Source organism: Streptomyces sp. NPDC042336 (assembly GCF_055581985.1).
Window position 1 is genome coordinate 137,789 of sequence record NZ_JBVJEA010000013.1, and the last position, 18,857, is coordinate 156,645.

Sequence of the window (18,857 nt, forward strand, 5' to 3'; positions counted from 1 at the left end):
CGGCCTCCTGGGAAAACTGGGGACGACTGACGGCGGTCGGTCCGGGGGGTCAGCGTCGAAGTCTATGCCTCGCCACTGACACTCCGAGGCCCACCACGCGTACCTTCTGGGGCGGGCACTCCCGCTCCGGCTCGAACGTTGGCCCGAGTGGAGATCCGCTCCATCCGTGAGGCACCACCCGCACCAGGAGGCACCAGGCATGTCGGTCCCGCAGCTCAACGAGGAGCACCGCGGCGAGGAGATCCTCGCCGTCTTCGACACCGCCTTCGGCCAGCTGCTGGCCGCGGATCCCGCGGCGTTCCGCGTGAAGTTCCGGAAGATGGCGGCCTCCGCCTTCGCGTTCTACCGCGGCACCGCCGGCCTCTTTTACCGCGATTTGACCGAGGATCCGGAGTTCGGTGATCAGCCGGGCGGCGCCTACCTGGACGAGCGGACCTCCCGGGTGTGGATCCACGGCGACCTCCACGCGGAGAACTTCGGCACGTACATGGACTCCACCGGCCGGCTGATCTTCAACGTCAACGACTTCGACGAGGCCTACGTCGGCCCCTTCACCTGGGACCTCAAGCGCTTCGCCGCCTCCGTGGCGCTGATCGGGTACGCCAAGGCGCTCAGCGACGAGCAGATCACCGAGCTGGTCCGGGTCTACGCGGGTGCGTACCGCGAGCGGATCCACGCCCTGGCCACCGGCGCCAAGAGCGACGAGGTGCCGCCGTTCACGCTGGACACCGCGGAGGGCCCGCTGCTGGGCGCGCTGCGGGTGGCCCGCTCGCTGACCCGCTTCGGGCTGCTGGACTCGATGACCGAGATCCGTGACTTCGAGCGCCGCTTCGCCCCCGGCGGCGGTTCCATCGAGCTGGACGCCGCCACGCGCTACAAGGTGCTCGCGGCCTTCGACGGGTACCTGGAGACGCTCCCCGAGTCCTCCCTGGCCCGCCCGGACTCCTACCGCGTGAAGGACGTCGTCGGCCGCCGGGGCATCGGCATCGGCTCGGCCGGCCTGCCCTCGTACAACATCCTGCTGGAGGGCAACAGCGACGCCCTGGAGAACGACGTCGTGATCTACATCAAGCAGGCCCAGACCCCGGCCGTCTCCCGGCACATCACCGACCAGTCCATCCGGGACTACTTCCAGCACGAGGGCCACCGCACGGTGATCTCCCAGCGCGCCCTCCAGGCGCACGCCGACCCGTGGCTGGGCTGGACCGAGCTGGACGGCGCCGGCCAGCTGGTCGCCGAGGTCTCGCCGTACGCCGTCGACCTGGACTGGGGCGACATCGACGACCCGGAGGAGATCGCCGAGGTCGTCGCCGACCTGGGCCGGGCCACCGCGACCATGCACGCGGCGGCCGACGACCAGTCCGGGGAGTCCCTGGTGCCGTTCTCGACCGAGCGGGCCATCGACGCGGCGATCGCGGCCGACGAGGAGGGCTTCGCGCCCCTGCTGGTCGACTTCGCACACCGCTACGGCGCACGCGCGCGTGCCGACCACCAGACCTTCGTCGACCTGTTCCGCAACGGCCGGATCCCGGGCCTGTAGCGGGCCCGGGCCTGTCGGTACTCTCACAGGAAGCCTTTAGGGGTCCCTTACCGGACCCCGTGACACACTCTTCTACTGCTATGGACATATCCGGAACCCCGCTCAGAGCCGTACGCGCGGCGCTGTTCACGGCACTCGCCGTGACCCTCAGCACCGCGTCGCACGTGCTGCTGTCCGGGGTTCCGCTGCCGCTGCCCACGGTGGCAGCGGTGGCCGCCGCCGTGTTCCTGATCGCGTACGCCCTGGCCGGGCGGCGCGAGCGCGGCTTCGGGCGGATCGCCGCCCTGCTGATCCCGCTGGAGCTGGCCGCCGACACGGTCTTCACCACCGGCCAGCACGTCTGCTACGGCCGGGCGGGCGGCCCGGTCGCGGGCCCGCTGCGCTCGGTCGGCTTCGACGTGCTGTGCGGCGACGGCACCGGCATCCACGCCGGGGTGACCGCGCCGCTGACCCGGGTGACCGGAGCCGAGACCGACCGGATGGCGTCGGTGCTGGCCCAGGCCGCCCCCGGCACCGCCTGGCTGCTGCTGGGCGCGCACGTCGGCGTCGGACTGCTCGCGGCGGCCTGGCTGCGGCGCGGCGAACGGGCGCTGGCCCAGCTGCTCGGCGCGGTGGCCGCGACCACCTTCCGGCCGCTGCTGCTCGCCGTCGCGGCCGTGGGCGTACGCCGGGCCCCGGCGATGCGCCGCCCCGCTCCCCCGGCCCGCCGCACCGCCGGCGCCCGCGAGCGGATCCTCACCCACTCCCTGGGACGTCGCGGACCGCCGTACCCGGTCGTCGCCCTCGTCTGACCCGGCACCGGCCGGGTCGCACGAGCACCACCGAGCACGGCAGTCCCCCGTACGTACTTCCGCACACCCCCGTGTGCGCGTCCCCGGAGAGATCACCAACATGAGCAAGCGGAACAGCCAGGCGGCGAAGACGGCGGCCCGTGAGCGCCTGCGCCAGGAGCGCGAGCGTCAGGCCAAGCGCGACAAGGTCAGGCGGCAGGTCATCGTGGCCGCCTCCATCGTCGGCGTGCTGGCGATAGCCGGCGGCATCAGCTACGCCGTCGTGCAGGGAAACAAGCCGAGCGGCTGGGACAAGGCCGCCGAGGCGAAGGTGGTGGCCCCGGCCAACACCTCCGGCAAGGACGGCACCACCGTCGTCATGGGCGAGTCGAAGTCCGACAACGTCATCCACCTCTACGAGGACCCGCGCTGCCCGGGCTGCGCGGCGATGGAGCAGAGCATCGGCGAGACCGTCAACAAGGGCATGGAGGACGGCGACTACAAGCTGTCCTTCACGATCGGCACCTTCCTCGACGGCAATCTGGGCGGCGAGGGCTCGAAGAACGCGCTGAGCGCGCTCGGCGCGGCGCTGAACGTCAGCCCCGAGGCGTTCGTCGACTACAAGACCGCGCTGTACTCCACCGAGTACCACCCGGAGGAGTCGACCGACGAGTTCGCCAAGGACGACTACCTGATCAAGGTGGCGAACACGGTCGACGCGCTGAAGAACAACAAGAAGTTCCAGGACGCCGTGGAGAAGGGCACCTACGACGCCTGGGCGATGCGGATGAGCAAGTCCTTCGACAAGGCCGAGGGCGTCCAGTCGACCCCGACCATCAAGATCAACGACAAGGTGATCGAGACCCCGAGCACGCCCGACGCGTGGCAGAAGGCGCTGAAGGACGCGGGCGTCACCAAGTGACCCGGTGATCGTCGTCTGACGAGTGGGCGGACTCTCGCGAGTTCACCCACTCGCGCGTGTGCCTCCGCACCCCGAGCCGCCGCACCGTCGTCGAGGCCGCGGCGGCCGGTGCCGTCCGGGCGCCCCGTCCGCCCGGGCCCGCTCCTACCGCACGCGCAGCGGGTCGAGCGCGTCTACGACCCGGCCTGAGCCTCCCGGAGGGACTCGAGGAAGCCGAGCGCCACCCGCCAGGTGGCCTCGGCCGCCTCGGCGTCGTAGTCGGGCAGCTCCGGATCGGTGTAGAGGTGACCGGCCCCGGGATATCTGTGCACCTCGACGTCGGCGCCGATGCGGCCCATCTGGAGGTACCAGGCGCTGAGCCAGTCGTCCGTCTCGAACGGGTCCGGCTCGGCCACGTGCAGCTGGACCGGCAGCTCGTCGACCGAGGCGTTGGGCGCGAGGTCCGAGGTGCCGTGCAGGAGCAGCAGTCCGCGCGCCCGGTGGTCACCGAGGGCGAGGGTCTGGGCGATGGAGGCGCCGAGCGAGAACCCGGCGTACACCAGCCCCCGCTCCGAGTAGGGCGCGGCGGCCAGCACGGCCCGCTTCAGCAGCTCCTCCCGGCCGATCCCGTCCTGATGGGCCATGCCCTCCTCGACCGAGTCGAAGGTCCGGCCCTCGAAGAGGTCCGGGGTCCACACCTGGTGCCCGGCGTCGCGCAGCCGGTCGGCGGCCTGCCGCACCGCGGGCCTCGGGCCGAGGGTCGAGTGAAAGAGCACGATGTTCATGAGGCCATGGTGCCAGCCGGGTGTGACAGGGCCGCCCACAGCCATACCCCGGACGGGACACAGGTCACAGGTTCACGACGCCGTGCGGCCGGTTACGTTCGAGGGATGGAGACGATACTCCGCCCGCTGATCGTGGTCGGCGGCTCCGTCCTGCTGACGCTGGTCATCGGCTGGGCCACCGACCTGTTGCTGCGCAAGGCCGACGGACGCCACCCCGAGACACCGCTGTGGGGGCTGCTGCGGCGCGCCCGCGTGCCCTACCAGATCCTGATCTGCGCGGCCCTGCTGAGAGGGTCGTACGTCGAGGCCGGGGTGTTCCCCGAGCACCGGACCGGGGTCGGCCGGACGCTGACACTGGCGCTGATCGGCTCGGCGGCCTGGCTGGTGGTCCGGATCGCCGCAGCGGTCGTCGAGACGTCCTACTCCCGTTACGCGCACGCCCACGCCGAGCGGGACCCCGCCCGGGTCCGGCGGGTGCGGACCCAGGTGTCGCTGATCATGCGGGTGGTCACGGCCATCGTCGGCGTGGTCGCCGTCTCGTCGATGCTGCTGACGTTCCCCGCGATGCGGGCGGCGGGCGCCTCGCTGCTGGCCTCGGCCGGCATCATCGGCATCGTCGCCGGTGTGGCGGCCCAGTCCACGCTGGGCAACCTGTTCGCCGGGTTCCAGATCGCCTTCGGCGACATGGTGCGCATGGGCGACACGGTCGTGGTGGACGGCGAGTGGGGCACCGTCGAGGAGATCACGCTGACGTACCTGTCCGTGCGCACCTGGGACGAGCGCCGGATCACGATGCCGGTGTCGTACTTCACCTCGAAGCCGTTCGAGAACTGGTCGCGCGGCACCCCGCAGATGACCGGGACCGTGTTCTGGCACCTCGACCACTCGGCGCCGCTGGACGCGATGCGGGAACGGCTGCGCGACCTGCTGCGCGAGTGCCCGGCCTGGGACGGGCGCAGCTACAACCTGACCGTCACGGACACCACGCCGACCACCATGGAGGTGCGGGCCCTGGTGACGGCGAAGGACGCCGACGACATCTGGACGGTGCGGGTCGCGGTCCGCGAGGGGATGATCCGCTGGCTCGCCGACGAACACCCCTACGCGCTGCCGCGGGTCAACACGGCGGACGCGGCCCTGCGCCCGCCCCGCACGGGCTTCCCGCACGCCCGCCGGTCCCCGGACGCGGACCCCCGCCGCTCCGCCGACGGGGACTCCCGCCGCTTCCCGGGCCGCCCGACCAAGAGTCTGTGACCGCGGGGCCGCGCACCCGGCTCAGCGCAGGCTGCGCACGTCCAGGTGGCGCAGGACCCGGTCGACGATCTCCGGGTCGGCGCCGGGTTCGCTGCGGGCGGCCAGCACCTCGTGCCGGGCGGCGCTGAGCATCTCGCCCTGGATGCGCCGCACGCGTTTGATCCGCCGGGCCCGCTGCTCCTGTGCCTCCCGGCGCTCCTCGTCGCCGAGGTCCGGGCTGATCCGTATGCCGATGTCGAAGGCGCGCCGCAGCATCTGCTCGGACAGCTCCTCCGGCAGTTCCTCCACCGCCTCGATCTCCTTGAGCCGCTGCTTGGCCGCTTTGGCGGCCCGCAGGGCCAGGTCCCGCTCGAACTCCTGCTCCCGCTCGGTGTCGGCCCGCACCCCCAGCCGGCCCACCAGCCAGGGCAGTGTCAGGCCCTGCAGCAGCAGCGTGCCCATGATCACCCCGAACGCGATGAAGACGATCTCCTCCCGGTGCGGGAAGGCCGCCCCGTCGTCCGTCTCCAGCGGGATCGCCAGGGCCAGCGCGACCGAGGCCACGCCCCGCATCCCCGCCCACCACATGACGACGGTCTCCCGCCAGCTGGTCGGGATGTCCTCGTCCTGGTCGCGCCTGGCGTGCAGCCGCTGGGTCAGCCAGGTGGCCGGCAGCAGCCAGAGCAGCCGGACCAGGACGACGACGCCGAGGATCGCCGCCGCCCAGCCGAGCAGTTCCGTCCACCGGCCGGAGGCGGTGCGGACGGCGTTGTGCAGTTCCAGTCCGATCAGTCCGAAGGCCACTCCGGTGACCAGGGTGTCGACCACGTCCCAGACGGTGTGACCGCCGAGCCGGGTCATCACGTCGTCGGCGTCCGAGGCGTACTCGGCGAGGAACATGGCGGTGGTGAGCACGGCGAGCACGCCCGAGCCGTGCAGTTCGTCGGCGGCGACGTAGCTGACGAACGGCACCAGCAGGGTCAGGCCGATCTGCAGCGTCGGGTCGCCCAGCACGTCCATGAGTTTGTTGGAGCCCCAGCCCAGGGCGAGCCCGATCACGACGGCGACGACGGCGGACAGCACCAGGTCGAACCCGGCCCGCCAGGGCGAGAAGGAGCCGCCGACCGCGGCGGCGATGGCCACGTGGTACAGGACGATGGCCGTCACGTCGTTGAAGAGTCCCTCGCCCTCCAGGATGGACACCAGGCGGCGCGGCAGCCCCAGTTGGCCGGCGACGGCGGTCGCGGCGACCGGGTCGGGCGGTGCCACCAGCGCGCCCAGCGCGAAGGCGGCCGCGAGCGGCAGCCCCGGCACGATCGCGTGGGCCACGGAGGCCACGCAGACCATGGTGACGAAGACCAGCGCGACTGCCAGCAGGAAGATCGGGCGCTTGTTGGCCGCGAACTGCCGCCAGGAGGTGCGCCGCACGGCGGCGTACAGCAGCGGCGGCAGCAGCGCGGGCAGGATCAGTTCGGGCGGGATGTCGACGTTGGGCACGAAGTCGAGCAGGGCCAGGACGATCCCGAGGAGCGTCATCAGCACCGGCGCCGGCAGCCCGAGCCGGGCACCGATCGGGACGCTCAGCAGGGCCCCGAGCAACAGCATGAACAACAGGGCCAGCTGATCCACGGTCACCGCTCCGGTGGGGTCTCGGCGTTACACGGCGGACCTCAAGCGTGCCACGCGACCGGTCTCACCAGCCCGTTCGCCGCCCCGGCTACAGGGCTCGCCGCATCGCGCGGTGCGGAATCCCGGCGTCCGGGAACTCGGGTCCGTAGGCCTGGTACCCCAGACGTTCGTAGAATCCCAGGGCGTGGGTCTGCGCGTGCAGGTCCACGGCGGTGAGTCCACGCGCGCGTGCCGCCTCCTCGACGGCCCGGACCAGCGCGGCCCCGACGCCCAGGCCGCGGGCCGCGGCGGTCACCGCGAGCCGGCCCAGGGAGCCCACGGCCGGGTCGCCGTCGCCGTTCTTCGCGGCGGCGGCCGCACCGTGCAGGAGCCGCCCGGTACCGAGCGGCACGCCGTCCTCCCGGACGGCCAGGACGTGCACGGCGTCGGCGTCGTAGGCGTCGTACTCGATGTCCTCGGGGACCTTCTGCTCGGCGACGAAGACGTCCTTGCGGACGGCGAAGCAGGCCTCGCGGTCGGCGGGGTCCTCGGCGACACGCACCTCGTAGGCGGCCGGGGCCGGGCTCGGGGTGCTCATCCGTAGGTCTCCTCGCGGACCAGGTCCAGGGCCTGCTGGAGGTCATCGGGGTAGTCGCTGGCGTACTCGACCCAGTCGCCGGTGCCGGGGTGCTCGAAGCCGAGCCGCACGGCGTGCAGCCACTGGCGGGTCAGGCGCAGCCGCTTGGCGAGGGTGGGGTCCGCGCCGTAGGTCAGGTCGCCGACGCAGGGGTGGCGGTGGGCGGCCATGTGGACGCGGATCTGGTGGGTGCGGCCGGTCTCCAGCTTCACGTCGAGCAGGGAGGCGGCGCGGAAGGCCTCGATGAGGTCGTAGTGCGTGACGGAGGGCTTGCCCTCGGCGGTGACGGCCCACTTGTAGTCGTGCTGCGGGTGGCGGCCGATGGGGGCGTCGATGGTGCCGCTGGTCGGGTCGGGGTGGCCCTGCACGAGCGTGTGGTACCGCTTGTCGACCGTGCGCTCCTTGAACTGGCGCTTGAGCGAGGTGTAGGCGCGCTCCGACTTGGCCACCGCCATCAGGCCGGAGGTGCCGACGTCGAGGCGGTGCACGATGCCCTGGCGCTCGGCGGCGCCGGAGGTGGAGATGCGGTACCCGGCGGCGGCCAGTCCGCCGATGACCGTCGGCCCGTTCCAGCCCGGGGACGGGTGGGCGGCGACGCCGACGGGCTTGACGATCACGACCACGTCCTCGTCGTCGTGCACGATCTCCATGCCCTCGACCGGCTCGGCGACCACCTGCACGGGCGCGGGCGCCTGCGGCATCTCGACCTCGAGCCAGGCGCCGCCGTGAACCCGCTCGGACTTGCCGACCACCGATCCGTCGACCTGCACCTTCCCCGCCGCCGCCAGCTCGGCGGCCTTGGTGCGGGAGAAGCCGAACATGCGGGAGATGGCGGCGTCGACGCGCTCGCCCTCCAGGCCGTCCGGCACGGGCAGGGTACGGATCTCGGGAATCGTGCTCACCCGTCGAGTATGCCGGACGGCCCGGACACTCCCGAACGCGCGCTCAGTCCCGGTGCCCGCTCAGTCCTTGTGGACGGTCCCGTCCGGGTCCAGGCCCCGGAAGGAGAGGATCACGATCAGGATGCCGCCGCAGACGATCGCCGAGTCGGCGAGGTTGAAGACGGCGAAGTGCTTGGGCGCGATGAAGTCCACGACCGCGCCCTCGAAGACGCCGGGGGCGCGGAAGATCCGGTCGGTGAGGTTGCCGAGGGCGCCGCCGAGCAGCAGGCCGAGCGCGATGGCCCAGGGCAGGCTGTGCAGCTTGCGCGCGAGGCGGGCGATCACCACGATCACGCCCGCGGCGATCACCGTGAAGATGATCGTGAAGGCCTCGCCGAAGCCGAAGGCCGCGCCCGCGTTGCGGATCGCGACGAACCGCAGCCAGTCGCCGATGATCTCGATCGGTTCATGGTGCTCCAGCTTGGCGACCACCAGCATCTTGCTGCCCAGGTCGAGCAGGTACGCGCACAGGGCGACCGCGAACAGCACGGCGACCCGCCGCTTGCCCCGGGGGCGCTCAGGAGCCTGCTCCTGCTTGTGCTCCTGTTCGGCGTCGGGCCGCTCCCGCCCGTCGCCCGCCGCGTCCGGGGTGTCCGGAGTACCGATGATGCGCTCCGCCTCTGCCACGTGAGTCCCTCAGCCTAGGTCCTTGACTGAGCACGAGGGTACGGCACACTTCCCGTCCCGGCTGCGGCTCAGTACCGGCGCTCCTGCTTCTGCTTGCACTCGACGCAGAGGGTGGCCCGCGGGAAGGCCTGCATCCGCGCCTTGCCGATCGGGTTGCCGCAGTTCTCGCACAGGCCGTAGGTGCCCGCGTCCAGGCGTTCCAGGGCGCGCTCGGTCTGGGTGAGCACCTCGCGCGCGGTGGCGGCCAGCGCCAGTTCGTGCTCGCGCGTGATGTTCTTGCTGCCGGTGTCCGCCTCGTCGTCGCCCGCGCCGTCGCCGGAGTCCCGCATCATGCCCTGCAGCGACCGCTCGGAGGAGTCGATCTCGGTACGCAGCCGGTCGGCCTCGGACTGGAGCTCGCCGCGCGCCTCCTCGACCTCCTGCGGGGTCCAGGGTTCCTCGCCGGGGCGGACCGCGAGGTCACCGGGGTCCGCGGCGGTGCCGCGGGCCTTGGGAACAGCGGTCTTGGCCGCCGTGGCCGTGCCAGGAGTCTTCTTCGCAACCACCGTCGTGGCTCCCGTCTGCTCCGCGGCCTCGGCCGCGCCCACTTTCTTGGCCGTGCTCTTCTGCGCCGTGCTCTTCGCCGTGCTCTTCTGCGCCGTGCTCTTCGCGGTGCTCTTCTTCGCGACGGCCTTCGCCGCGGTCTTCTTCGCCGGGCTCTTTCCTGCCGCCGCCTTCTTCGCGGGGTCCTGCTCCGCGGCGCCCTCCTCGGCGGCGCTCCGCTTCGCGGCCGTCGTCTTCTTCTTCGCCACCATGGCCGCGGCCCCTTCACATATTGTGATCTTGCGCGCGAATCGTGCTGGGACGATAAATCGACTCCGCCCTCGCGGCAACGGGGCACGCCGCCCGATTCGCCCGCCCACCGTGCGCCGCGCGGCGAGCATGCATGCGTTGTGCCCAGCTCCCCGCCCGGTAATCCGCCCGCGGCCCCCCGGCCGGGCCACCCGGGACCCTGATCCGGGACGGCGGCATTCGGGTCACTCCAAAACCGGTCGGCCGCTGTCCGCGCGGCGCCGTACACTGGGCGCAGCGAAAAGCGTGGATGGGGACGAGTAGCGGCGTCAGCAGCCCAGAGCGACCCGGGGACGGTGTGAGCCCGGGGGTCAGCGCGACGTGAAGATCACCCCGGAGCCGCCGGAAGAAAGCCGTGGCAGGACAGTCGCGGCGAGTAGAACCGGCTCGCGACCCCAATGAGGGGGCTCACCGGAGCACACGACGCGCCGGCGGGCCAAGGAGGGTGGTACCGCGGGAGCACGGCTCTCGTCCCTCCGACGGAAGGCAGCACGTCCGCCGGAGGAAGCTCGTTGAATACGCAGCCGCAGTACCGCCAGGTGCCCGCCCAGGTCGACCTGCCCGCGCTCGAACACGCGGTGCTCGACTTCTGGCGTGAGCAGAAGATCTTCGCCAAGAGCCTGGAGCAGTCCGAGGGCCGCCCCGAGTGGGTGTTCTACGAGGGCCCGCCCACCGCCAACGGCATGCCCGGCGCCCACCACATCGAGGCGCGCGTCTTCAAGGACGTCTTCCCCCGCTTCCGCACGATGCGCGGCTACCACGTGGGCCGCAAGGCCGGCTGGGACTGCCACGGCCTGCCGGTGGAGCTGGCGGTGGAGAAGGAGCTGGGCTTCTCCGGCAAGCAGGACATCGAAGCGTACGGCATCGCCGAGTTCAACGCGAAGTGCCGCGAGTCGGTGACCCGCCACACCGACGCCTTCGAAGAGCTCACGACGCGCATGGGGTACTGGGCCGACCTCCAGGACCCGTACCGCACGATGGACCCCGAGTACATCGAGTCCGTCTGGTGGTCGCTGAAGGAGATCTTCAACAAGGGCCTGCTGGTCCAGGACCACCGCGTCGCCCCCTGGTGCCCCCGCTGCGGCACCGGCCTGTCCGACCACGAGCTGGCCCAGGGCTACGAGACGGTCGTCGACCCGTCCGTCTACGTCCGCTTCCCGCTGACCTCGGGACCCCTGGCCGGCGAGGCCGCGCTGGTCGTCTGGACGACGACCCCGTGGACCCTGGTCTCCAACACCGCGGTCGCCGCGCACCCCGACGTCACCTACGTCGTCGCGACCGATGGCGAGGAGAAGCTGGTCGTCGCCGAGCCGCTGGTGGACAAGGCCCTCGGCGAGGGCTGGGAGACCACCGGGCAGTCCTTCACCGGCGCCGAGATGGAGCGCTGGACGTATCGGCGCCCGTTCGAGCTGGTGGAGTTCCCGGAGCCCGCGCACTACGTGGTGAACGCGGACTACGTCACCACCGAGGACGGCACCGGCCTCGTCCACCAGTCCCCCGCCTTCGGTGAGGACGACCTCAAGGTCTGCCGCGCCTACGGCCTGCCGGTGGTCAACCCGGTCCGCCCCGACGGCACCTTCGAGGAGGACGTCCCGCTGGTCGGCGGCGTCTTCTTCAAGAAGGCCGACGAGAAGCTGACCGAGGACCTGGACACCCGGGGCCTGCTCTTCAAGCACATCCCTTACGAGCACAGCTACCCGCACTGCTGGCGCTGCCACACGGCCCTGCTGTACTACGCGCAGCCGTCCTGGTACATCCGCACCACCGCCATCAAGGACCGCCTCCTCCAGGAGAACGAGAAGACCAACTGGTTCCCGGACGCGGTCAAGCACGGCCGGTACGGCGACTGGCTGAACAACAACATCGACTGGGCGCTCTCCCGCAACCGCTACTGGGGCACCCCGCTGCCGATCTGGCGCTGCGAGGAGGACCACCTCACGGTCGTCGGCTCCCGCGCGGAGCTGACCGAGCTGTCCGGCACCGACCAGTCGGCCCTGGACCCGCACCGCCCGTTCATCGACGACGTGACCTTCACCTGCACCCACGAGGGCTGCTCCCGCGAAGCGGTGCGCGTGCCGGAGGTCATCGACGCCTGGTACGACTCGGGTTCGATGCCGTTCGCGCAGTGGGGCTACCCGTACAAGAACAAGGAGCTGTTCGAGAGCCGCTACCCGGCGCAGTTCATCTCCGAGGCCATCGACCAAACCCGCGGCTGGTTCTACACGCTGATGGCGATCGGCACCCTGGTCTTCGACAAGTCGTCCTACGAGAACGTGGTCTGCCTCGGCCACATCCTCGCCGAGGACGGCCGCAAGATGTCCAAGCACCTGGGCAACATCCTGCAGCCGATCCCGCTGATGGACCAGCACGGCGCCGACGCCGTCCGCTGGTTCATGGCGGCCGGCGGTTCGCCCTGGGCGGCCCGCCGGGTGGGCCACGGCACCATCCAGGAGGTCGTCCGCAAGACTCTCCTCACCTACTGGAACACGGTCGCCTTCCAGGCCCTGTACGCCCGCACCTCGGGCTGGGCGCCGAGCGGGGCCGACCCGGCCCCGGCCGACCGCCCGGTCCTGGACCGCTGGCTGCTCTCCGAGCTGCACGCGCTGACCGACCAGGTGACGCAGGCGCTGGACGCGTACGACACCCAGCGGGCCGGCAGGCTGCTGTCCGCGTTCGTCGACGACCTGTCCAACTGGTACGTGCGCCGCTCCCGCCGCCGCTTCTGGCAGGGCGACAAGGCCGCGCTGCGCACGCTGCACGAGGTCGTCGAGACGGTCACCAAGCTCATGGCCCCGCTGACCCCGTTCATCACCGAGCGGGTCTGGCAGGACCTGGTCGTGCCGGTCACCCCGGGCGCGCCGGAGTCGGTGCACCTGTCCTCGTGGCCCGAGGCCGACCTGTCGGCCATCGACCCTCAGCTGTCGAAGCAGATGGTCCTGGTCCGCCGCCTGGTCGAGCTGGGCCGTGCCACGCGCGCGGAGTCGGGCGTCAAGACCCGGCAGCCGCTCAGCCGCGCGCTGATCGCGGTGGCAGGCTTCGACACGCTCTCCCCCGAGCTGCACACGCAGATCACGGAGGAGCTGAACGTCGCCTCCCTCGCGTCGCTGAGCGAGGTCGGCGGCTCCCTGGTCGACACGACCGCGAAGGCCAACTTCCGGGCGCTGGGCAAGCGGTTCGGCAAGCGCGTCCAGGACGTGGCCAAGGCCGTCGCCGCCGCGGACGCCGCCGCGCTGTCCCTCGCCCTGCGCGAGGGCACGGCCTCGGTGGAGGTCGACGGCGAGACCGTCACCCTCGCTCCCGACGAGGTGATCATCACCGAGACGCCGCGCGAGGGCTGGTCGGTCGCCTCCGACTCGGGCGCGACGGTGGCGCTCGACCTGGAGATCACCGAGGAGCTGCGCCGCGCGGGCCTCGCCCGGGACGCGATCCGCCTGATCCAGGAGGCCCGCAAGAACAGCGGCCTCGACGTCGCCGACCGGATCGCCCTGCGCTGGACCGCCACGGACCCGGCGACGATCGCCGCCCTGACCGACCACTCCGGCCTGATCGCCGACGAGGTCCTGGCGACGGACTTCGCCCAGGGCGAGGCGGACGACACGTACGGGGAGCCGTTCACGGACGAGGGCCTGTCCCTGGTGTTCCGCCTGCGCAAGCAGTAACCGGGAAGAGCGACGAGGGCCCGCATCCGGGGGGTGCGGGCCCTCTGCCACGACCGCGGGCAGCCGTGGCCCCGGCTGCTCCCGGCACCGACACCAACGCCCCGCACCCGGAGCCGCGCACGACAAAGGGCGGGCCCCGGGTCAGAAACCCGGGGCCCGCCCTGAACGCTGCCGACGGCTGCGCCGTACTACCTACCGGACGTCAGTCCGACACAGCTCAGTTGTCGTCCTCGTCGATCAGGAACCCGCGCATCGGCGAAGGCGCCTGCCCCATCGGCGACGGCCCCTGGGGCCGCACCGGTGCCATCGGCTGGGTCATCGCCGGCGACATCTGCTGCTGGCCGCCGTAGGACGGGCCGGACTGGCCAGGACCACTGCCCATCGACTGGTTGCCGCCGTAGGACGGGGCACTGGCGCCGGCCGGTGCCATCGAGGGCGCCGGGGACGGCGGCAGGGAGGCCGTCGCGGGCGTGCGCGGCGGGGCGAGCGAGTCGTCCGCCTGGGTCTCCAGCTGACGCAGCTGCGACTCCAGGTAGGACTTCAGCCGCGTGCGGTACTCGCGCTCGAAGCCGCGCAGGTCCTCGACCTTGCGCTCCAGCGTGGCGCGGGCGGACTCCAGGGAGCCCATCGCGACGCGGTGCTTCTCCTGCGCGTCCCGCTCCAGGGCGTCCGCCTTGGCACGGGCGTCCCGCTCCAGACCCTCGGCGCGCGAACGGGCCTCGCCGACGATCTTGTTGGCCTCGGAACGGGCCTCGGCGATCGCCTGGTCGGCGGTCTGCTGGGCCAGCGAGAGCACCCGGGCGGCGCTGTCGCCACCGGGGCCGCCCTGACCGGGCATGCCGGGCCCACCGGGACCCTGCGGGCCGCCCATGGGGCCGCCCATCGGACCGGGACCCATCTGGCCCTGCATCGGACCCGGGCCCTGGCCCATCGGCCCCGGACCCTGGCCCATCGGGCCGGGACCCTGCGGGCCACCCTGTCCGCCGGGGCCGGCGGGCAGCTGCGGGGCACCGCTCGGCAGCTGGGGCGGACCACCCATGGGGCCACCCATCTGCTGCTGCGGCGGGCCCGATATGCCGGCGGGCACCGGAGCGCCGGGACCTCGCATGCCCTGCTGCGGCATACCGCCCTGCTGCTGGGGATGCCCCTGCTGCTGGTGCTGCGGCGGCTGCTGCTGATCCTGCGGAGGTTCCGGAGGCTTGCGCATGTTCTGCTGGTTCTGCGCGGCCGCGCGCGTGGCCGCGGCCAGCTTGGCGCGCAGGTCCTCGTTCTCGCGGAGCAGCCGGGTCAGTTCGGCTTCGACCTCGTCGAGGAAGGCATCGACCTCGTCCTCGTCATAGCCTTCTCGGAGGCGGACGGTCGTGAACTGCTTGTTCCGCACGTCCTCGGGGGTCAACGGCATCTCTTCACCTCAACGTTGTCGTCGGCATTCGGCAAGCCCGTATCTCTCTCATCGATCACAGCCGGCTCACGATCGAGATCAGGATGTAGACGATGATCATCAGTACGAAGAAGGACAGGTCGAGCGCCACGCCCCCGAGACGCAGCGGCGGGATGAACCGCCGCAGAAGCTTCAACGGTGGATCGGTGACAGTGTAGGTGGCCTCCAGAACGACCACCATCGCCTTGCCGGGTTGCCACGAGCGGGCGAACTGGAAGACGTAGTCCATGACCAACCGGAAGATGAGCACGATGAGGAAGCACATCAGCGCGATGTAGACGACATCCAGGACCACGCTCATGACCTGTGCTTCCCTCTCCCCTGAACCATCTCTCGGACCCTGACTCGGGCCCGTGTTCTTGCTCTGTACCGGTGGTGCGTCTCAGCTCTGGTTGAAGAACCCGCCCTCTGCGATGCGGGCCTTGTCCTCCGCCGTGACATCGACGTTAGCAGGAGACAGCAGGAACACCTTCTGCGTCACCCGCTCGATACTGCCGTGAAGACCAAACACCAAACCGGCCGCAAAGTCGACAAGTCGCTTCGCATCTGTGTCATCCATCTCAGTGAGATTCATGATCACCGGCGTGCCCTCACGGAAGTGTTCCCCGATGGTACGGGCCTCGTTGTAGGTCCGGGGGTGAAGTGTGGTGATCCGGTAGGGCTCTCGTTCGGACACGACCTTGGGCATGATGACCGGTGCGCTCTTTTCCAGGCTTGCGCGTTCTTGTGTGATGGACGCCACGGGCGCGATCCGCGCCGGACGGCCGGATTCCGCCGCGAGCGAAGCGGAACGGGGCATCGGCTCGCGCTGCGCAGGGGGTTGTGCGACTCGTACCTCTTCGTCCCTTTGGGACTGATGCGCACCATGTGACTGGTGCGCTGGTTCGTGGCGCCGGTGATCCCGCTCGGGTTCCGGGTCCAGTTCGGGTTCGAAGTCGTCGTCGGGGTCGAACCCCCGGCCGTCGTACCCATCGTCCTCCACGAGGCCGAGGTAGACCGCCATCTTGCGCATCGCGCCGGCCATTCTCTGAGTCCTCCGCTCTGTGGTGGATCTGCTGACGACTCCAAGTGCCTGCGATCCACGAGGTCGTTACCTCCGCCTTTCGGCGGTAATGACCATATTTTCTGCTGTGGTCCGACTTCTTGGCGACGTTACCCGAGCCTGGGTCGGACTCCGAGTACCGCAGTGCCGACGCGTACATGTGTCGCTCCGGCGGCCACGGCCTGTTCGAGGTCCGCACTCATCCCCGCGGAGACCATGTTCGCAGCCGGATGGGTTCGGCGCACGTAGGTCGACAAATCCATGAGGTGCTCGAACGCCTCCTGTTGGCGTCCCGCGTACTCACCGGTGAGCGGGGCCACGGTCATCAGCCCGTCGAACCGCAGCCCGTCCGATCCGGCGACCAGGTCGGCCAACTCTTCGATTCCGGCGGGCGGGACACCGCCGCGCTCCCCGCGCCCGCTCTCCCCCGCGTCGAGCGCGACCTGGAGGAGACAGCCCACCTCGCGGCCGGTCCGTACGGCCTCCTTCGACAGGGCCGTGACCAGCTTCGCCCGGTCGACCGACTGCACGACGTCCGCGTAACCGACCACGGACCGCACCTTGTTGGTCTGCAACTGGCCGACGAAATGCCAGGAAAGCGGCAGATCCGAGCAGGCAGCGGCCTTGGGTGCCGCGTCCTGGTCGCGGTTCTCCGCGACGTGGCGCACCCCGAGTTCCGAGAGAATGCGCACATCGTCCGCCGGATAGGTCTTGGTGACCACGATGAGGGTCACGTCCTCACGCGGACGGCCGGCGGCCGCGCACGCGGCGGTGATGCGCTCTTCCACTTTCGCCAGGTTCGCGGCGAGTTCGTGCTTACGGTCCGTCATGCCCCATCAGTCCAGCCACACATAGCCCGCGAGCCGCCCTGTGGTGCGGTCGCGTCGGTACGAGAAGTGGTCCTTCGACTCCCGGGTGCACACCGGCGACTGCGCCCGGTCGCGCACCCCGAGTCGTTCGAGCTGCGCGTGCACCCCGGCGCTCACGTCGAGCGCCGCAGTGCCCCAGCTGGTGTCGGCGTACGCGGCCGGCTCGACGGCGGCCACCTCGGCGCGCATCTCCTCGGGCACCTCGTAGCACCGGCCGCACACGGCGGGTCCGGTGCGGGCGACGATCCTGGCGGGGTCCGCGCCGAGTCCGGTCATGGCCCGTACGACGGCGGGGACGACCCCGGCGACCAGCCCCTGCCGGCCCGCGTGGGCCGCGGCGGCGACGCCGGAGACCGGGTCGGCGAGCAGGACGGGCACGCAGTCGGCGGTGAGGACGGCGAGAGCGAGACCGCGTTCGGCGGTGACGACCGCGTCGACCCGCGGGACCGGGCGGTCTCCCCAGGGCCCGTCGACCACGGCGACGTCGGCGCCGTGCACCTGGTTCATCCAGACCACCCGGGCGGGATCGACGCCCAGCGACTTGGCCGCCAGCTCCCGGTTGGCCAAGACGGCGGCGGGGTCGTCACCGACCGCGCCGCCGAGGTTGAGCTCCTCGTACGGAACGGCGCTCACTCCGCCCCACCGGTCGGTGAAGCCGAAGTGCGCGCCGTTCACGGTGTCGCGCTGTCCTATCACTTCAGGAAGTCCGGCACGTCCAGTTCCTCGGCCGCGCTGTCCGAGTAGGTCCGCGACGGCGGAACCGGCGGCGGGGAGACCGGCGGAAGGTCGGCGACCGGCTCCGGCGCGGGCGCCTGCTCGGGCTCCTCCTTGGGCTTGACACTGCCGAGCGAGCCGAAGGACGGGCGGCTCTCGGACTGCCGGGCCGGGGTGGGCTCCTCGCGCTTGGCCGAGGAGGACCCGAGGACGTTGTCCCGCTTGGAGGGCGGCTGGCCCCCGTCGAAGCCGGCCGCGATCACGGTGACCCGCACCTCGTCGCCGAGGGCGTCGTCGATGACCGCGCCGAAGATGATGTTGGCCTCGGGGTGGGCCGCCTCGCTGACCAGCTGGGCGGCCTCGTTGATCTCGAACAGGCCGAGGTCGGAGCCGCCGGAGATGGAGAGCAGCACGCCCCGGGCGCCGTCGATGGACGCCTCGAGCAGCGGCGAGGAGATCGCCATCTCGGCGGCGGCCACCGCGCGGTCATCGCCGCGGGCCGAGCCGATGCCCATCAGCGCCGAACCGGCCTCGGACATGACCGACTTCACGTCGGCGAAGTCGAGGTTGATCAGGCCGGGGGTGGTGATGAGGTCGGTGATGCCCTGCACACCCGACAGCAGCACCTGGTCGGCGGACTTGAACGCGTCGAGCACGCTGACCTGGCGGTCCGAGATGGACAGCAGCCGGTCGTTGGGGATGACGATGAGGGTGTCGACCTCTTCGCGGAGCTCGGCGATGCCGTCCTCGGCCTGGTTGGCCCGGCGCCGCCCCTCGAAGGTGAACGGGCGGGTGACCACGCCGATGGTGAGGGCGCCCAGCGAGCGGGCGATGTTGGCCACGACGGGCGCGCCGCCGGTGCCGGTGCCGCCGCCTTCACCGGCTGTCACGAAGACCATGTCGGCCCCCTTGAGGACCTCCTCGATCTCCTCGCGGTGGTCCTCGGCGGCCTTGCGGCCGACGGCCGGGTTGGCTCCGGCGCCGAGTCCGCGGGTGAGTTCGCGGCCGACGTCGAGCTTGACGTCGGCGTCGCTCATCAACAGCGCCTGTGCGTCGGTGTTGATGGCGATGAACTCGACGCCCTTGAGACCGACCTCGATCATCCGGTTGATGGCATTGACACCACCGCCGCCGACACCGATGACTTTGATGACTGCGAGGTAGTTCTGCGGTGCTGCCACGTCGAAGGCCTCTCGCCTCGAGTTACGTGTCGCCGACCGCCGAAGCACTGATGCCCCCGCGACCCGACGACTGATGCC

General features: G+C 71.2%; 17 protein-coding genes. 5 read left to right on the plus strand and 12 right to left on the minus strand.

What is annotated here, in order from left to right:
* The first annotated feature begins 199 nt into the window (after window positions 1-199).
* The 3 genes from ACZ6IM_RS26590 to ACZ6IM_RS26600 all read left to right on the plus strand — a co-directional run bounded on the left by ACZ6IM_RS26590 (window position 200) and on the right by ACZ6IM_RS26600 (window position 3,232).
* Window positions 200-1,540: a DUF2252 domain-containing protein gene (locus ACZ6IM_RS26590; RefSeq protein ID WP_052841488.1), complete on the plus strand. Its 1,341-nt coding sequence runs from the start codon at window positions 200-202 to the stop codon at window positions 1,538-1,540.
* Between the two features lie 80 nt (window positions 1,541-1,620).
* Complete coding sequence (locus ACZ6IM_RS26595; protein ID WP_052841487.1) at window positions 1,621-2,331, plus strand: hypothetical protein; 711 nt, start codon at window positions 1,621-1,623, stop codon at window positions 2,329-2,331.
* Window positions 2,332-2,431: 100 nt separating this feature from the next.
* Complete coding sequence (locus tag ACZ6IM_RS26600) at window positions 2,432-3,232, plus strand: DsbA family protein (protein WP_052841486.1); 801 nt, start codon at window positions 2,432-2,434, stop codon at window positions 3,230-3,232.
* Window positions 3,233-3,405: 173 nt separating this feature from the next.
* On the opposite strand, the gene ACZ6IM_RS26605 is transcribed toward ACZ6IM_RS26600, so the two are convergent.
* On the minus strand, window positions 3,406-3,996 hold the full coding sequence (locus ACZ6IM_RS26605; protein WP_052841485.1) for a dienelactone hydrolase family protein: 591 nt from the start codon (window positions 3,994-3,996) through the stop codon (window positions 3,406-3,408).
* A 105-nt stretch (window positions 3,997-4,101) separates the two neighbouring features.
* Here ACZ6IM_RS26605 and ACZ6IM_RS26610 point away from each other — a divergent pair, with 105 nt between their 5' ends.
* Window positions 4,102-5,250: a mechanosensitive ion channel family protein gene (locus ACZ6IM_RS26610; protein WP_052841484.1), complete on the plus strand. Its 1,149-nt coding sequence runs from the start codon at window positions 4,102-4,104 to the stop codon at window positions 5,248-5,250.
* 21 nt (window positions 5,251-5,271) lie between these two features.
* Here ACZ6IM_RS26610 and ACZ6IM_RS26615 read toward each other — a convergent pair whose 3' ends face one another.
* The 5 genes from ACZ6IM_RS26615 to ACZ6IM_RS26635 form a co-directional block, all read right to left on the minus strand.
* Complete coding sequence (locus ACZ6IM_RS26615) at window positions 5,272-6,858, minus strand: Na+/H+ antiporter (protein ID WP_052841606.1); 1,587 nt, start codon at window positions 6,856-6,858, stop codon at window positions 5,272-5,274.
* Between the two features lie 88 nt (window positions 6,859-6,946).
* Complete coding sequence (locus tag ACZ6IM_RS26620; RefSeq protein ID WP_052841483.1) at window positions 6,947-7,435, minus strand: GNAT family N-acetyltransferase; 489 nt, start codon at window positions 7,433-7,435, stop codon at window positions 6,947-6,949.
* The gene (locus ACZ6IM_RS26625) at window positions 7,432-8,376 is read right to left on the minus strand and encodes an RluA family pseudouridine synthase (protein ID WP_052841482.1); all 945 of its coding nucleotides are present in this window, start codon (window positions 8,374-8,376) and stop codon (window positions 7,432-7,434) included. The genes ACZ6IM_RS26620 and ACZ6IM_RS26625 overlap by 4 nt, the downstream gene beginning before the upstream one ends.
* 60 nt (window positions 8,377-8,436) lie before the next feature.
* Complete coding sequence (lspA, locus tag ACZ6IM_RS26630; RefSeq protein WP_052841481.1) at window positions 8,437-9,042, minus strand: signal peptidase II; 606 nt, start codon at window positions 9,040-9,042, stop codon at window positions 8,437-8,439.
* A gap of 68 nt (window positions 9,043-9,110) precedes the next feature.
* Window positions 9,111-9,836, minus strand: coding sequence for a TraR/DksA family transcriptional regulator (locus ACZ6IM_RS26635; RefSeq protein WP_052841480.1), 726 nt, complete (start codon window positions 9,834-9,836; stop codon window positions 9,111-9,113).
* A gap of 549 nt (window positions 9,837-10,385) precedes the next feature.
* Between ACZ6IM_RS26635 and ileS the strand changes: the two genes are divergently transcribed.
* A complete protein-coding gene (gene ileS / locus ACZ6IM_RS26640) occupies window positions 10,386-13,532 on the plus strand; it encodes an isoleucine--tRNA ligase (protein WP_469559662.1) in 3,147 nt (1,048 codons plus the stop codon).
* A 217-nt stretch (window positions 13,533-13,749) separates the two neighbouring features.
* Here ileS and divIVA read toward each other — a convergent pair whose 3' ends face one another.
* The 6 genes from divIVA to ftsZ form a co-directional block, all read right to left on the minus strand.
* Window positions 13,750-14,934, minus strand: coding sequence for an apical growth/hyphal branching protein DivIVA (divIVA, locus tag ACZ6IM_RS26645; RefSeq protein WP_052841478.1), 1,185 nt, complete (start codon window positions 14,932-14,934; stop codon window positions 13,750-13,752).
* A 55-nt stretch (window positions 14,935-14,989) separates the two neighbouring features.
* On the minus strand, window positions 14,990-15,274 hold the full coding sequence (locus ACZ6IM_RS26650; protein WP_007448661.1) for a YggT family protein: 285 nt from the start codon (window positions 15,272-15,274) through the stop codon (window positions 14,990-14,992).
* A gap of 81 nt (window positions 15,275-15,355) precedes the next feature.
* Window positions 15,356-15,997 (minus strand): cell division protein SepF, encoded by a 642-nt coding sequence (locus ACZ6IM_RS26655; RefSeq protein WP_052841477.1) that lies wholly within the window; start codon window positions 15,995-15,997, stop codon window positions 15,356-15,358.
* A 128-nt stretch (window positions 15,998-16,125) separates the two neighbouring features.
* On the minus strand, window positions 16,126-16,845 hold the full coding sequence (locus ACZ6IM_RS26660) for a YggS family pyridoxal phosphate-dependent enzyme (RefSeq protein ID WP_052841476.1): 720 nt from the start codon (window positions 16,843-16,845) through the stop codon (window positions 16,126-16,128).
* Between the two features lie 6 nt (window positions 16,846-16,851).
* Window positions 16,852-17,580: a peptidoglycan editing factor PgeF gene (gene pgeF, locus ACZ6IM_RS26665; RefSeq protein ID WP_469559665.1), complete on the minus strand. Its 729-nt coding sequence runs from the start codon at window positions 17,578-17,580 to the stop codon at window positions 16,852-16,854.
* A complete protein-coding gene (ftsZ, locus tag ACZ6IM_RS26670) occupies window positions 17,577-18,779 on the minus strand; it encodes a cell division protein FtsZ (protein WP_030186508.1) in 1,203 nt (400 codons plus the stop codon). Before ftsZ ends, pgeF begins: the two co-directional genes overlap by 4 nt.
* Window positions 18,780-18,857: the final 78 nt, after the last annotated feature.

What these genes read in the sequence shown, in the direction of transcription:
- ACZ6IM_RS26620 (WP_052841483.1), bottom strand. Translation starts at nt 7,435, where the DNA reads ATGAGCACCCCGAGCCCGGCCCCGGCCGCCTACGAGGTGCGTGTCGCC.
- ACZ6IM_RS26590 (WP_052841488.1), top strand. Translation starts at nt 200, where the DNA reads ATGTCGGTCCCGCAGCTCAACGAGGAGCACCGCGGCGAGGAGATCCTC.
- ACZ6IM_RS26635 (WP_052841480.1), bottom strand. Translation starts at nt 9,836, where the DNA reads ATGGTGGCGAAGAAGAAGACGACGGCCGCGAAGCGGAGCGCCGCCGAG.
- divIVA (WP_052841478.1), bottom strand. Translation starts at nt 14,934, where the DNA reads ATGCCGTTGACCCCCGAGGACGTGCGGAACAAGCAGTTCACGACCGTC.
- ACZ6IM_RS26600 (WP_052841486.1), top strand. Translation starts at nt 2,432, where the DNA reads ATGAGCAAGCGGAACAGCCAGGCGGCGAAGACGGCGGCCCGTGAGCGC.
- ACZ6IM_RS26650 (WP_007448661.1), bottom strand. Translation starts at nt 15,274, where the DNA reads ATGAGCGTGGTCCTGGATGTCGTCTACATCGCGCTGATGTGCTTCCTC.
- ACZ6IM_RS26655 (WP_052841477.1), bottom strand. Translation starts at nt 15,997, where the DNA reads ATGGCCGGCGCGATGCGCAAGATGGCGGTCTACCTCGGCCTCGTGGAG.
- ACZ6IM_RS26660 (WP_052841476.1), bottom strand. Translation starts at nt 16,845, where the DNA reads ATGACGGACCGTAAGCACGAACTCGCCGCGAACCTGGCGAAAGTGGAA.
- ACZ6IM_RS26595 (WP_052841487.1), top strand. Translation starts at nt 1,621, where the DNA reads ATGGACATATCCGGAACCCCGCTCAGAGCCGTACGCGCGGCGCTGTTC.
- ACZ6IM_RS26605 (WP_052841485.1), bottom strand. Translation starts at nt 3,996, where the DNA reads ATGAACATCGTGCTCTTTCACTCGACCCTCGGCCCGAGGCCCGCGGTG.
- ACZ6IM_RS26610 (WP_052841484.1), top strand. Translation starts at nt 4,102, where the DNA reads ATGGAGACGATACTCCGCCCGCTGATCGTGGTCGGCGGCTCCGTCCTG.